At 43.8% G+C, this 14378-nt stretch carries 12 protein-coding genes; 10 read left to right on the plus strand and 2 right to left on the minus strand.

The genetic code is table 11. The annotated features are described in order from the left end of the window. The first annotated feature begins 583 nt into the window (after window positions 1-583). Entirely contained in the window at window positions 584-1714 is a 1131-nt protein-coding gene (locus tag GX654_11370; protein NLD37458.1) for an ATP-binding protein, read from the plus strand. 131 nt (window positions 1715-1845) lie between these two features. On the opposite strand, the gene GX654_11375 is transcribed toward GX654_11370, so the two are convergent. After that, entirely contained in the window at window positions 1846-2163 is a 318-nt protein-coding gene (locus GX654_11375; protein ID NLD37459.1) for a carboxymuconolactone decarboxylase family protein, read from the minus strand. A 463-nt stretch (window positions 2164-2626) separates the two neighbouring features. Here GX654_11375 and GX654_11380 point away from each other — a divergent pair, with 463 nt between their 5' ends. Genes GX654_11380 through GX654_11415 form a run of 8 tightly spaced genes read left to right on the plus strand, consistent with a single transcriptional unit; the run spans window position 2627 to window position 11615 of the window. Continuing rightward, on the plus strand, window positions 2627-3268 hold the full coding sequence (locus GX654_11380; GenBank protein ID NLD37460.1) for a redox-sensing transcriptional repressor Rex: 642 nt from the start codon (window positions 2627-2629) through the stop codon (window positions 3266-3268). Beyond that, window positions 3258-3803, plus strand: coding sequence for an NADH-quinone oxidoreductase subunit NuoE (nuoE, locus tag GX654_11385; GenBank protein NLD37461.1), 546 nt, complete (start codon window positions 3258-3260; stop codon window positions 3801-3803). The genes GX654_11380 and nuoE overlap by 11 nt, the downstream gene beginning before the upstream one ends. Further along, window positions 3803-5692 carry a 4Fe-4S binding protein gene (locus GX654_11390; GenBank protein ID NLD37462.1) on the plus strand — a complete coding sequence of 630 codons (1890 nt, stop codon included), beginning with the start codon at window positions 3803-3805 and terminating at the stop codon, window positions 5690-5692. The genes nuoE and GX654_11390 overlap by 1 nt, the downstream gene beginning before the upstream one ends. Before the next feature lie 5 nt (window positions 5693-5697). Then, a complete protein-coding gene (locus GX654_11395) occupies window positions 5698-7689 on the plus strand; it encodes a 2Fe-2S iron-sulfur cluster binding domain-containing protein (protein ID NLD37463.1) in 1992 nt (663 codons plus the stop codon). A gap of 22 nt (window positions 7690-7711) precedes the next feature. Continuing rightward, a complete protein-coding gene (locus GX654_11400) occupies window positions 7712-7972 on the plus strand; it encodes a (2Fe-2S) ferredoxin domain-containing protein (GenBank protein ID NLD37464.1) in 261 nt (86 codons plus the stop codon). After that, window positions 7969-9687, plus strand: a complete 1719-nt coding sequence (locus tag GX654_11405; GenBank protein ID NLD37465.1) for a 4Fe-4S binding protein — start codon at window positions 7969-7971, stop codon at window positions 9685-9687. Before GX654_11400 ends, GX654_11405 begins: the two co-directional genes overlap by 4 nt. Further along, the gene (locus GX654_11410; GenBank protein ID NLD37466.1) at window positions 9687-10874 is read left to right on the plus strand and encodes a SpoIIE family protein phosphatase; all 1188 of its coding nucleotides are present in this window, start codon (window positions 9687-9689) and stop codon (window positions 10872-10874) included. Before GX654_11405 ends, GX654_11410 begins: the two co-directional genes overlap by 1 nt. Before the next feature lie 36 nt (window positions 10875-10910). Continuing rightward, window positions 10911-11615 (plus strand): 16S rRNA (uracil(1498)-N(3))-methyltransferase, encoded by a 705-nt coding sequence (locus GX654_11415; protein ID NLD37467.1) that lies wholly within the window; start codon window positions 10911-10913, stop codon window positions 11613-11615. A gap of 52 nt (window positions 11616-11667) precedes the next feature. On the opposite strand, the gene GX654_11420 is transcribed toward GX654_11415, so the two are convergent. Beyond that, on the minus strand, window positions 11668-11865 hold the full coding sequence (locus GX654_11420; GenBank protein ID NLD37468.1) for a hypothetical protein: 198 nt from the start codon (window positions 11863-11865) through the stop codon (window positions 11668-11670). Between the two features lie 405 nt (window positions 11866-12270). On the opposite strand from GX654_11420, the gene GX654_11425 reads away from it, so the two are divergent. Continuing rightward, window positions 12271-14355: a hypothetical protein gene (locus GX654_11425; GenBank protein NLD37469.1), complete on the plus strand. Its 2085-nt coding sequence runs from the start codon at window positions 12271-12273 to the stop codon at window positions 14353-14355. Window positions 14356-14378: the final 23 nt, after the last annotated feature.

The following is a 14378-nucleotide window of genomic DNA, read 5'->3' on the forward strand; positions in this document are numbered from 1 at the left end:
AAATTCAAGGGGGTAGGTCTTCACTACAACGGGTTTTCACACCCCTCTCTAATAATTACAGTTACTTATACCCCGAAAAATCGTCATTTTTACTAAAACACTAATCGAATAGCGAAAGTCGGGTTAGTAATAGTTATTGGTATTGCTCTTTATATCCTTCATAAGTTCCTTATCTGGTGTGAAAAGAAAAGATGGATTAATTATCGTGGAATCAGTGGCGACTCAATAGGGGATGCTATGATGGAAATACATGCGATGTTAAGTCCAAATGTAAAAAATGTGATTGAAATAAAGCAGCAAAAAAAGCAAGAAGAGGATGATTCAGGAGATCCACCCGACCCGCTATCAGAAGACAAAAGTTAGGTCATTTCCTTCCGACTTTGATTTTAACTATTCTAAGAAAAGCATCGATGTATGGATTCCACTGTTCAACACTCCTAAGGCTTATCGGAGACCATGGCAGTAAGGAGAAAACGTCTATTAAAATATCTAAAAAAAGCTTGAAAACCGGGTAAAATGGTAATATAAATAGAAACAATGTTGCGGATTATCATGATAAATTGAAATAGAGTTGCGGTAAATTATGTATCATCGTACCCTTAATCTCACAGAATTATTGAGAAAAAAGTCATTTTTTTTATTCGGACCCAGGGGCACCGGGAAAACAACACTCATAAAACAGACGCTTCCGGATGCCACGGTTATTGACCTGTTGGAAATAAAGACCTTTCGTCAGTATCTAAAAAATCCATCTATCCTTTCAGAACGCAGCCTGAAGCCAATTGTTGTTATTGATGAAATTCAAAAACTGCCAGAGATATTGGATGAGGTTCATCGCTTAATCGAAGGTCAAAGACTTACTTTTTTGCTTACCGGAAGCAGCACACGCAAGCTTAAAAGAGGAGGCGCTAATCTACTTGCCGGAAGGGCATGGTGGGCTGAACTCCTTCCGTTGACATCAGGCGAGATCCCCAATTTTGATTTGATCACATATCTAAACAGGGGAGGATTGCCATCGATTTATCCTAGCGATGATTACATGGAGGAACTCAATGCCTATATTGCTTTATATCTTAGGGAAGAGATACAGAATGAGGCATTGACCAGGAAGATTACTCAATTTTCCGAATTTCTGGATTTAATAGCCCTGAGTAACGGTGAGGAGATAAGCTATCAATCCATTGCAGGAGATTGTGGCGTTTCGGCCAATTCAATAAAAAATTATATTCAGTTACTTGAAGATACCCTTCTGGCCTTTCAACTGAGCGCTTACACAAAAACCAGTAAACGAAAGGCCATTGCCCGTTCCAAACTTTTTCTATTCGATGTCGGCGTAACCAACTCACTTGCTAACAGAGGGACTATCCTGCCAGGGTCGGAATTGTTCGGCAAGGCATTTGAGCATTTCATCCTGATGGAAATAAGGGCCTTTTTATCCTACACCAGAAAAAATATAAAAATGTGTTACTGGCGATCAACGTCACAGTTTGAGGTGGATTTGATCCTTGGTGATCTCTGGGCCATAGAGATAAAAAGTACACAGTCTGTTCAGGACAAACACCTGAAGGGCGTCAGGGCGCTTAAGGAAGAGGGAACCATCAAAAATTATGCAGTAATAAGCAACGATGCTGAAGAAAGAAAAACAAGGGATGGCATCTCCATCTTTCCATGGAATCTCTTTTTAAAGAAGCTTTGGGATGGAGAAATTATATGAGGAACACATAATTTTCAAAATTGGTGAATCACTTTTTATAGCTACAAAGAAGAGTTGTTAAAACTCAACAACCACCATCTAAAAATAGTGGTTGTTGAGCCTAATTTTTTATGGCCGCTTTACGTCGTAGTTTAACCTTCAAAAGCATCATTAATCCATTTCCATCCTGCAACTGCCCTGGGATGACCGAGAGTGGTCATTGCCATTAGGGCAGTATGGTATACCTCATCTTTTGTTGCGCCATTTTCAACAGCCATAATAGCATGCCTCTGGATTGCGGTCTGAAGACCACTGCCGATACAAAGTCCTACTTTGATCAGCTCCACTGTTTTTCTGTCTAATGGTCCGGCTTCAGCACAGGCTATTGTCAGCTTTTCATGGGCATCCCATACATCAGGATATCTGTCTACTAAGGACTTAAATGTATCTGGTAGATTTTTTTCGGTCATGGCATATTCCCTCCTTATTATATGTTGATAAAAAAACCAAACCGCGCCAGATTAAGTTATTACCTATATTTTCTTTTTTTGTTTAATACCATAAGTCTCCCTCATGGGTTTGTCATTATCTTTGTCTAAAAAAAAAGAGTCTGCCTTTGACTCTTAAATATGGACACTAGCTAGACGTAGTTCCGGTATACCTGAACGAAGGAGGCTGGTTGCTCAGTGGCTATTACCCTGCATCACCATTTTCGGGCAGGCACAGGGACCTGCCCCTACAGTTTATAAGATATGCATCATGCCATTTGCTACCATTCAGCCATTTATACTGATTTCTGAAAACCGGTTTTAGACAAGAATGATGTTAAAAAAATATTTTTAAAACTTTTCTTGACACTTTTTTTTCATGGCATTATATTAGATATACTTTTATCGATTACTTATTATCGATAGGTTATTATTTATAAGGAGAATGATGATGCCCCAATCTATCCGAACCTTTTCCGCGCCCCTTATCAGGAGGCTGCCGGAATATCATTCATACCTGGAATCTGCCTTTGCCCAGGGTTTAAAGACCGTATCCTCAACGGCCATAGCTGCCCATCTTAATATTGATCCGATAGTTGTGCGAAAGGATTGCGAGGCAATAGGCGCTGTTGGCAGGCCAAGGATCGGTTTTGATATCCCAGGTCTTATCGCGGCTATCTATGAATATATGGGCTGGGGAAACCTTGATGAGCTGGTTATTGCCGGATGCGGCAGTCTGGGTTCAGCCCTCATAGGGTATAACGGGTTTGAAAAACGCGGGTTCAGGATTGTTGCAGGGTTTGATAATGCCCCTTCAAAAGCCGGAAAATCAATCAATGGGATTTCTGTATTCCCGCTCAATAAGATGGTGAATCTGGTAAAGAGGCTCCATGTGGAGATAGGCATAATTGCAGTTCCCCCTCAAGCAGCACAGGAAATTGCCGATATGATGGTGGAGGCTGGTATCAAAGGTATTTGGAATTTTTCACCATGCGCCCTTAAGGTCCCTAAAAATGTCATTGTACAGCAGGAAGACCTGATAACATCACTGGTGATACTCCAGAAAGGAATGAAACATGAGAGATAATATTGAAAATGTGGCATCAGGCCATGATGCTGGTTCAAAAAAGGTGGTTACACCGGTTCGTCAATTCGATGTAGTGGTTAAAATACTGGAAAATTACCATTATGATCACGAAAAACTAATCCCCATACTGCATGAAGTACAGGAGGAATACAGATATTTACCTGAGGCGGTTTTGATGTATGTTGCAAATTCACTCGGAATAAGTCCTGCAAGGGTTTATGGGGTGGCCACCTTTTATACCCATTTCGCTCTACAGCCTAAAGGCAAATATGTTGTAAGGGTGTGCGATGGAACCGCCTGCCATGTTAAAGGCTCAATGAATATGTTTGAAACAATAAAAAAGGTCCTTTCCCTCTCAAATGGCAAATCCACCACTGATGATCTCATGTTTACGATCGAGACTGTTAGTTGTCTGGGCGCATGCGGTCTTGCCCCTGTAATGATGGTAAACAGCGATGTCTATGGTCAGCTCACAGAGGACAAGGTGAAAGATATTATAGAAAATATCAGGAAAAGTGAGGCAGGTGTAAAATGATGAATGAGACAATTGTAACACTTCAAAAAAATTATGAAGACCGTGCAGGCAGACAGAAAACCAGGATCACTATCTGTGCCGGAACAGGTTGCATAGCAAATGGGGCTCAGGCCATCATTGATTCTTTCAGGTTAAATCTCGCTAAACTTGCACAAAGCAATGCCACACTTGCAATAGATACGCATGATGACCATAGTGAAACCGGTATAATCGGAAGCGGATGCCAGGGATTCTGCCAGATGGGGCCGCTTATAAGTATTGAACCAAATGGTATATTTTATGTGAAGGTGAAACAGTCTGACGTTGATGAAATAATTACAGAAACAGTAATAAATGGCAGAGTCATTGAACGGCTTCTTTATATTGACCCTGCAACAGGTTTAAGATGCAGGGGCAAAGCAGAAATACCCTTCTATCAAAAACAACATCGCCTGACCCTTGAACTGTGCGGAATAATTGACCCCGAGGATATCGGGGCCTATATAGCTCATGACGGATACAAGGCCGCTTTTGCAGTGCTGTCAGAATCATCTCCTGAAATGGTATGTGCGGAAATACTAAAATCAGGGCTTCGCGGTCGAGGTGGCGGAGGCTTCCCAACCGGAAAAAAATGGGATCTTGCACGAATTGAACCAAGTGACCGGAAATATGTAATATGTAATGGTGATGAGGGTGACCCTGGTGCATTTATGGATAGAAGCGTTATGGAGGGAAATCCACATTCTGTTATTGAAGGCATGATTATAGCCGGAAAGGCGATTGGCGCAAAAGAGGGCGTGGTGTATGTAAGGGCAGAATATCCTCTCGCAGTCAAGCGCATGCGCAATGCTGTTAAGGATGCATTAAACAAAGGCTTTCTGGGTGAAAACATCCTGGGTAGCGGTTTCAGCTTTAATATAGATGTAATGGAGGGCGCAGGCGCCTTTGTATGCGGTGAAGAGACTGCCCTTATGGCATCAGTAATGGGAAGACGCGGTATGCCCTCGCCCAAACCTCCATTTCCATCTCAGCAGGGGCTGCATGGAAAGCCAACTATAATAAATAATGTAGAAACACTGGCCACTGTCCCCATAATTATACGCATGGGAGCGGATATCTTTCGCACAATAGGCACTGAAAAATCACCCGGCACAAAGACCTTTGCGCTCACAGGTCATGTGGCAAATACCGGGCTTATAGAGGTGCCCTTTGGTACAACACTTAATGAAATTGTAAATGATATTGGCGGAGGGGTGCTTACATCAGACGGTAAAAGGAGCGACAGTTTCAAGCTGGTACAGATAGGCGGGCCATCCGGGGGGTGCCTTACAGAGGAAAACAAGTCTCTTTCTCTTGATTTTGACTCTCTCAAATCAATAGGCGCCATGGTAGGCTCAGGCGGTCTTGTCGTCATGAATCATAATACCTGCATAGTGCAGGTTGCAAAATATTTCATGAATTTTACACAGAATGAATCATGCGGCAAGTGTGTCCCGTGCCGTGAGGGTACAAAACAGCTTCTGTTAATGCTTGAAGAGATTACACAGGGAAAGGCAACCCTTGAAACACTTACTGATATGGAAGAGCTGGCAAATGCGGTACGAATCGCCTCTTTATGCGGCCTTGGCAAAACAGCTCCAAACCCGGTTTTATCTACAATCAGGGCGTTCCGTGATGAGTATATAGAACATATTGTTGATAAAAAGTGCAGGGCGGGTCAGTGCAAGGCGCTCCAGAAACCTGAAATTCATGCGGATATCTGCATCGGCTGCGGAGTCTGTGCAAAAGTCTGCCCTGTCGGGGCAATAACCGGCGAGAAAAAACAGCCTCATTCCATAAATACTGAAATATGTATCCGGTGCGGGGCATGTGCACAGAAATGCAAGTTTGACGCGATTACGGGGGTATAATAATAATGACTGACAATAAAATAAAAATAAACGGATGTGAATATCTTATTGAAAACGAGCGCAATGTTTTAGAGATAGCAAGAAAGGCCGGTATTGATATACCAACATTCTGCTATCATTCTGAACTGAGCGTATACGGCGCCTGCCGTATGTGCCTTGTAGAGATAGAGGGGCGCGGTATTGTCACCTCATGCTCAACACCCCCTGAAAACGGCATGGTTGTATGGACAAATACACGTGAGGTCAGAAGCATAAGAAAAATCAACCTGGAACTGCTACTTGCCAATCATGAAAGGGAATGCACAACCTGTCTTAAAAATGGGACATGCTCACTCCAGAAACTCTCCCGCACAATGGGCATTGAAAAAATAAGGTATAAATCAACAGTGCGCAGGGAAATGCATGATATCTCATCATCGGCGCTTATACGTGATCCCAATAAATGTGTATTATGCGGTGACTGCGTTCGTGCCTGTGATGAAATACAGGGAATTGGGGCAATCGACTTTTCATGGCGCGGTGCAAACGCAAAGGTTGTCCCGGTATTTAACCGCAAACTTGGAGAAATAGAATGTGTTGACTGCGGTCAGTGTGCAAGGGTATGCCCTACTGGGGCTATTGTGCCAAAACCTGAGATTGATGAAGTATGGGCAATGATTGATGACCCCACTGTAACAGTGGTTGCACAGGTTGCCCCTGCCATACGCGTTGCACTTGGTGAATATTTCTCTTTACCGGCAGGCACAATAACAACCGGTAAACTGGTCGCCGCATTAAGACGAATCGGCTTTGACAATGTATATGATACAGCATTTACTGCCGATGTTACTGTTATTGAAGAGGGCTCAGAGCTTCTTAAACGTTTATCAGAAGCAAAACATCTGCCTCTTATAACCTCTTGCTGCCCTGCATGGGTGAAGTTTGCGGAACAATACTTCCCAGAACTGCTGGAAAATTTATCCACATGCAGGTCGCCCCAGCAGATGTTCGGGAGCCTTGCTCATAAGATCATGCCTGATAAAATCGGCAAATCAAATGATAAATTCAAGGTGGTTTCTGTAATGCCCTGCACAGCCAAAAAATTTGAGGCAGGTCGAAATGAATTCACCACTGAAAATGGCCGGGATGTGGATGCAGTCATTACCACGCAGGAATTAGGGAAGATGATTGAGTCTGCAGGCATAAGATTTACTGATCTTAAGGATGAAGATTTTGATATGCCATTCGGGATTGCTTCAGGCGCAGGGATCATATTCGGTATGTCAGGGGGGGTGACTGAAGCGGTTGTAAGGTTTGCTGCTGAAAAGATTGCAGGTGATACCAGCACCTGTAAAGTTGTCAAACACAAGGTTTCAGATGGAATTACTGAATTAACAGTAAACATTGGCGCCACCTCCTTTAAAAGCGCTGTTGTATATGGTTTAAAAAATGCCAGGACTGTGTGTAACGATATAATCAATGGCACATCACCATACCAGGTAATAGAGGTTATGGCATGTCCGGGTGGTTGTGTAAACGGGGCCGGTCAACCGGTAATTACAGACTTTAACACTGTTGCTAAAAGGGCTGACGGGCTGAGAGATATAGATAATACAAGTAAAATATACACAACCCTTTCAAACAGCAGTGTAGCTAAAATATACAGTGAGCATCTTGGTCATTCAGGCTCTCATGAGGCGCATAAGCTGCTTCACACACATTACAGCAGCCGGAAAAGGGTGAGGGATGATGCTTTTCATCTCCACGGATCAGTGACACCTAAGTTATCCGTTTCCATATGTGTAGGCACAAACTGCTGCCTGGGTGGTGCTCATGAATTGATGAGAGATTTAGTCGCATATATTAATACTCATACGCTTCAGGAAATGGTTGAAGTAAAGGCCGCATTCTGTTTTGAGAAGTGCAGCGGAAAGGCACCAATGGTAATGATTAACAACGATATTGTTGCCGGCTGCACCTTAGAGCATATACAGAAAAGGATCAATGATGTTTTATGAGTTTTAATGGAGATAAATTGTGGTGAAAGATAAACGTATAGAGATTGAACTTTGCATGGGGAGTGCCTGCTTTGCGCGAGGAAATCGATTTACGGCTGAGGCAATAGATGATTTTGTTAAAAAACATGGCCTTGAGGAACAGGTGCATATACGCGGGGCAATGTGTGAAAACAAATGTCGCACAGGCCCCAATGGCAGGATTAATGGTGAACCATGCAGATGCAGTGAAGGTGAAATTCCGGCTGCAATAATAAATCTGGCTCATGAAAAGAGGATACCATGAATGCCTTAAGCCCGGTATATACTGAAAAAGCGCAATGTCAGGACTGTTACAGGTGCCTGCGCAATTGCCCTGTAAAGGCTATAAAGATAGAACAGGGGGTTGCATCGGTCCTGGAAGAATTATGTATCCACTGTGGAAAATGTGTTGCAGCCTGCCCGAGCGGTGCAAAAAAGGTACGTGACGATATTGCTTCTGTAGAAAAGTTATTAGCCAGTGGTAAGGATGTAATCGCCTCTATTGCCCCAGCCTTCAGATCGGAATTTGACAGGGTTACTGACCATGATTTTGTTTATGCAGTAAAACAACTCGGCTTTTCAGGGGTTTCAGAAACTGCCCTTGGAGCTGAAGAGGTATCAGGCCATGTATACAGGATGCTGAATAACTCAACTGGCGCTGATCACCCCATGATATCTACTGCATGCCCTGTTGTGGTTAATTATATTCGGAAATATTTTCCTTCACTTACAGGCATGTTAACCCCTGTGTTATCTCCAATGCTGTCTCATGCAACAATGCTGAAAGAGCTCTACCCTGATACTGCCGTGGTTTTTTTCGGGCCATGTATTGCAAAAAAGGACGAGATAGCACAGTTTCCAAACATCTGTGACTCTGTCCTCACTTTTCAAAACCTGCGGATGATGTTTGAGCAAAAGGGTATTACATTTGGCAAAGGCAAGGCGGGCACAGATGTTTTCATCCCCCGAAAGGCAAAAGAAGGCACAGTATACCCTGTTGATGGAGGGATGATTGCAGGGATCAGGGGTAATGGCAGGATAATTGATCGTCATATGATGCACTTTTCAGGGATTCCCGAGATTGAATCAGTATTAAAATCATTAAGCACATTAAAACCTGAAGAACCCCTGTTTCTTGAACTGCTCGCTTGTTCAGGAGGGTGCATAAACGGCCCGGTTGCACAGAAAGGTGATGGTATCCTTGCAAAAAGAATTTCAATAGTCCGGAACACATCAGATTTAAAGTGGGAAAACCCAAAGGTCACTGTAGAAAATGTTGAAGGCATAACAGAGCCTCTTGATATCCCGACAAAAGAGGTTAGCATTGATGCCATCATAAAGGTGCTCAGGGCAACAGGCAAGTATACTGTATCAGACGAACTTAACTGCGGGGGGTGCGGATACCTGAACTGCCGTGATTTTGCAAAGGCAGTAGTAGAGGGAAGGGCTGAGCCAGCCATGTGTGTCACCTATATGAGAAAGCTTGCCAGTAAGAAGGCAAATAAACTAATTTCTGCTATGCCCCTGGGTATTGTCCTTGTTGATACATCAATGCGTATAATAGAATGCAATGAGAGGTTTGCTATTCTTGCAGGAGATGATGCCAGGATGATATATGAACAGAGGCCAGGCATGGTTGGTGCTGTGCTTGACAAGGTTCTGCCTGTCGGTTCATTTTTCAGGCATGTGCTTGAGACTGAAGAAGATATATCAGGCCGTGAAATCAACATAAATAACCGGCTTTTACGATGCACGATCTTTACCATTGAACCCGGATTGATTGCAGGCGGCATCTTCAGTGATATCACAGACCCTGAAATGCAGAGAGAAGAGATAATAAAGCGGGCGCGAAGTGTTATTAGAAAAAACCTCTCCACTGTTCAGAAGATTGCCTACCTCCTGGGTGAAAATGCCTCAGAAACAGAGATGGTTCTGTCCGGGATCATTGAATGCTTTGGTCCTCAGGACCAGGAGGGGTGATGGATACTGAACCTAGAGGCTCTATAGATATCAAACATAAACAATTGATGAAATACGGGCAGAGGGTATTTGGCGATACATTCCAGTATCATCATATCAGGGAAGAAGACAGGCTGATTGTTATACTCTCAGACGGTCTTGGGAGCGGAATAAAGGCGAATGTGTTATCAACACTTACCGCTACAATGGCAATGAATTTTACATCCGGTTTACGCGATGTAAATCGGTGTGCACAGATTATCATGAAGACACTCCCTGTATGCAGTGTCAGGAAGATAAGTTACGCTACCTTTACCATTGTTGAAATAGACAGGGAACATAATGTGCGGGTTATTAATTATGATAATCCTTTACCGATCCTAGTGAGACAGAATAATTGTGTGAATTTACCTGTTGAATATAGTGAAGGTACACATAAAAATAGAAAATACCGGCTTGAATTCATGCATTTCAGGCTTGAACAGGATGACCGTATAATACTGCTTTCGGACGGTATCACACAGGCAGGTATGGGTTCAAAAAGGTATCCGCTGGGCTGGGGTAATCAGGGGGTTATCCTTTTTACTGAAAAACTGATCGCAACTGAAGGCCTACCCGCCGCGAGGGAGCTTGCAGAAACAATCATCAGCAGGGCCAATGAAATTGATCGCTACCAGATGCACGACGATGGGACATGCGGGGTTATACACTTAAGAACATCTCAGGAGCTGCTAATGGTTAGCGGACCACCGCTTGATACCTCAAGGGATGCAGAGCTTGCCGCGACTTTATCAAACTTTAACGGCAGGAAGATCATATGCGGCGGCACAACAGCCAAGATTATTGCAAGGGAGCTCGGAAGGGAACTGACCTTTGTAAATGAACGGTTTACATCATCACAGCCGCCGCTTTCTACTATTCCGGGAATAGATCTTGTTACTGAAGGCATCATTACCCTGCACCACGTTCAGGTCATGCTTGCAAGGGGGATATCTCCAGATCAGGATGAAAACAGCCCTGCTTCCAGGGTAGTAGAGATGATGCTCGACAGCGATATAATACACTTTATGGTGGGTACACGTATCAATGAGGCATGGCAGGACCCATCTTTACCGGATGATATTGGCTTGCGTCGAACTATTATCGCTGCAATAAGGAGACTGCTTGAGACCAATTATGAAAAAGAGACAAAACTCCATTTCTGGTAGATGAATATAATTTTATAAAGGTAATGTATTGATAAAATGAACCTGATAATTCTTGATAAAGAAGATATCCATGATGGAAAGGCCGAAGTAACCGGTAAAAAGCTTGAGCATATCCTTACATACCTGAAACCTTCTGCTGGTGACACCCTCAAAACAGGGCTCCTGAACGGGCTGATGGGAGAGGGGATAGTTATGGATCTTAATATGGATAGACTAATATTAAAGGTCGAATTGGATGACACCCCCCCTGCCCCTCTTCCACTGATACTTATCCTTGCAATGCCACGACCAAAGGTATTAAACAGGGTAGTTCAGCATGCTGCAACAATGGGGATCAAGGAGATATATATTATAAAAACATGGAGGGTTGAAAAGAGCTATCTGGAAAGCCCCATACTTGATGAGGATAATCTTCGTATCCAGATGATCCTGGGGCTTGAACAGGGCAAAGATACTATATTGCCCAAAATAAAAATCAGAAAACTCTTTAAACCCTTTATTGAAGATGAGCTGCCGATGATTATTAAAGACACCCTTGCCCTGGTGCTCCATCCGCTTGCAGATGCACCATGCCCGCATCAGGTTAATTCGCCTGTTACTATTGCCATTGGCCCTGAGGGAGGTTTTATCCCCTATGAAATTGATGCACTGCAGCGCACAGGGTTTAAAGCAGTATCCCTTGGAGAAAGAATCCTGCGTGTGGAAACCGCCCTTCCCTTCATTATTGGCAGATTATTTTAGATTTTGATTTGATTTTCCTCGTTGCAGACCCTGGACGCTCTGCGTCGATTTCCTATTTCCTATTTCCCATTTTCTGATTCCTATTTTTTTTGTCATCAAGTATGGAAAGAAACAGGTCTATACGAACAAGCTCTCCCCTCTTTATCTCCATCGGGTTTTTAAGAAGAACCCTCTCACCATTACCCTTAACAGCATACTCAGAAATATGAGAATAAAGCAGTAAAAAGCATATCCTCATAACGCGACCCATATAGCCTCCAATATGAAATTCACTAGAAATAAATAATTAAAATGATAGTTCAACTCAGAAATGCAGTTGGTTGTTTATATTAAGAAAAGCTGATTTTGTCAAATTAAACGGGTTATAAAGATTATGTATTGACTTGCATCAGTTTGCTCCATATAATTTCATCCATTAAATATGGTAATGCTTGTCAACCTGACTCAATATTAATATGGAGTGGATGTTGTCATGTTTTACCCATTATCTCGCATATGTCACCTCATTAATAAAAACCGGTTAAACCAATTAACTTTTCCTGAATTCTGTACCTTGATCTACAGAAGTCGTAATGTAATTTTAACCATGCTTGCGTGGTCTCTTTTTATATACTGTCCCCTTCCGTCCAGGGCCTGTAATGCAGATACTGCAATTATGGCTGTTATATCTTCTGCCGGAAAATCACCCGAAGCCCTGGTTAATTATGTGAACAGCCGCACCATTCCGGCGCTGAACAGCCGCATACTGCGCAGCCCTGCACAGGTGCTGAAGGATGGCAGGGGCAATAGTGTCGAACGATCTCGGCTCCTGGCAGCCCTTCTTGATGCAGCAGGCCACCCTGCGCGTTTCCAATGTGCTGACCTGGATGATGAAGCGGCATCAACCCTGATAAAATCTGCCATGCCTGCATCTCCGCCAAAAAAATCATGGCCGGAAGATGTGCCTCTCTCAGAACCTGCAACAGAAACTGCCCTGCTTGATGCAGTTCGCCGCCATACCTGGGTTCAGGTACTTATTGAAGGTCAATGGAAGGACCTTGATCCTTCATTTACAGCAGCTAAACCTGCCACCTTTGATTCAGACGAGCGTGAAACATTTTACAGATTCTCCCAGACAAGGCTGCCACAGTTGGAATTAACTATAGAGGGAGACAGGAGCAAGACCCCTGGTGAGTTTGAGGAGTTGCTCTGGTGGGATGGCAGTCTTGAATTGGTTTCAGATCAACCGCTCTATATCCGTGTTTACCCACGTATCACCCTTGGAAGAAAGGGAGAGGGTGAAGGGCTTGATCCGGCCCGACGCCTGGTAGATCCCCTGGCAGGGGGGCAGCCCGAAGAGGAAGAGACTGCCCATGAGCCAGTCACAACGTGGAGGGCAGAGATATTATCAAATAATGGAATCTTAAAGGATGCTGATATCCCTGCCACCCTCCCCAATGATGAAGGGACAATATTATCTCTTCGTCTGCGTTCAAGGATAATCTTTAATAAGGAAGAGGACATTATCGAGGATATCAGGCCCATTTCCGCTGTTGATTCTAAAGGCAATCTTCCCATTTTTCAGCGTCATGCCCTTTTATATTCAACCTCTCTTATTAATCCTGCCGAACTGAAAAGCCGGCTGGCTGTTTATTCACCGGAGCGCCGTGTTAAGGCCCATGCAGAGATAGAGAGCTTAAAGAAAGAGCTCAAACAGGAGGCATCAAATAAGGAAACCATTCTAAAGAGCTCTCTATCATCTGAAGAGGTACTTGGTATTTACAGCGGTCACTTTATTAACCTGGCATATCTGGCGCTTATTGATCCTGTAACAGAAGAGCTGGCAGGCCGTCTTGGCATTTATTCATATCTTGAAGAACCAAGACTTATCATCAACAGCCTTTATAGGGGTAAAAACGGCCATGAAGAGGTAAACGTTGATCTGAGGCGTGATAAAACAGGGGCTATCGGGCTCCCCGGAGAGCCGAAGCGCATTACCGAGAGTTTCCAGTTCAGCCGGGGCGTGATCAGCTCTGCTCTCGAGGGAAGGCTAATCGCCCTTGCAACAGGCAGGCCAGCGCTTACCACAGCTACGCTGATGAAACTTGCATCAAAGTCAGGAATTCCATCACGTCTCTATTCAATGCATGAACAGGAATACCTGGATGAACTAACACTCCCGGAAAATGTTCGAACAATGCTTAATAAAACACTTGAATCAGGTCATGTAGTGATGCTGCCTTCAAAACCTGTGAATTTTGAGGGCGCACCCCGCTGGGGCTGGTGGCAGATTAATCCCCTTAACCGCCATACTATTGGTGTGCTTGACAGCGGCCTGCATCAGGCGATTATCGAACGTACCCTGATAGAAACCGAGGGAGTGCTAAGTAACGAAATGGCCGCAGTAATCGGCGCCATAAGCGGTGCGGTTGACACCCAGTTTACCATAAGCGCAATGGTGCTCAGGCACGGCGAACTGACTGAAGAGGCGATAGAGGAGGCTAAAGCCTACATGTCCGATATTGGAGAGGCACTATGCCAGGAATTTAAGGCAGAGTTCAAAGTGGGAGTCTCTAAAACTCTGGCGTCGGCATCCATAGAAATAGAGGGGTGTTTCCGTTATGAAGAATCCCTTGAAATAGGCGTTAAGTCCGAAGGTTCTGTGACTCTGATGGACAAGAGTTGGTGTGAGGCTTTTCAGCGCGGTTTTACATGTGCCTCCATGACAATACTTAACGCATATGCATCACAGCAGGATTAATTAGTATCCATCCATAAATAGAC

This window comes from Desulfatiglans sp. (genome assembly GCA_012513605.1).
Classification (GTDB): Bacteria; Desulfobacterota; DSM-4660; order Desulfatiglandales; family HGW-15; genus JAAZBV01.

Bases quoted from the DNA above. Each gene is read 5' to 3' on its own strand.
- GX654_11425 (NLD37469.1), top strand. From the start codon at position 12,271: ATGGCTGTTATATCTTCTGCCGGAAAATCACCCGAAGCCCTGGTTAAT.
- GX654_11420 (NLD37468.1), bottom strand. From the start codon at position 11,865: ATGGGTCGCGTTATGAGGATATGCTTTTTACTGCTTTATTCTCATATT.
- GX654_11380 (NLD37460.1), top strand. From the start codon at position 2,627: ATGATGATGCCCCAATCTATCCGAACCTTTTCCGCGCCCCTTATCAGG.
- GX654_11390 (NLD37462.1), top strand. From the start codon at position 3,803: ATGAATGAGACAATTGTAACACTTCAAAAAAATTATGAAGACCGTGCA.
- GX654_11405 (NLD37465.1), top strand. From the start codon at position 7,969: ATGAATGCCTTAAGCCCGGTATATACTGAAAAAGCGCAATGTCAGGAC.
- nuoE (NLD37461.1), top strand. From the start codon at position 3,258: ATGAGAGATAATATTGAAAATGTGGCATCAGGCCATGATGCTGGTTCA.
- GX654_11395 (NLD37463.1), top strand. From the start codon at position 5,698: ATGACTGACAATAAAATAAAAATAAACGGATGTGAATATCTTATTGAA.
- GX654_11375 (NLD37459.1), bottom strand. From the start codon at position 2,163: ATGACCGAAAAAAATCTACCAGATACATTTAAGTCCTTAGTAGACAGA.
- GX654_11415 (NLD37467.1), top strand. From the start codon at position 10,911: ATGAACCTGATAATTCTTGATAAAGAAGATATCCATGATGGAAAGGCC.
- GX654_11410 (NLD37466.1), top strand. From the start codon at position 9,687: ATGGATACTGAACCTAGAGGCTCTATAGATATCAAACATAAACAATTG.
- GX654_11370 (NLD37458.1), top strand. From the start codon at position 584: ATGTATCATCGTACCCTTAATCTCACAGAATTATTGAGAAAAAAGTCA.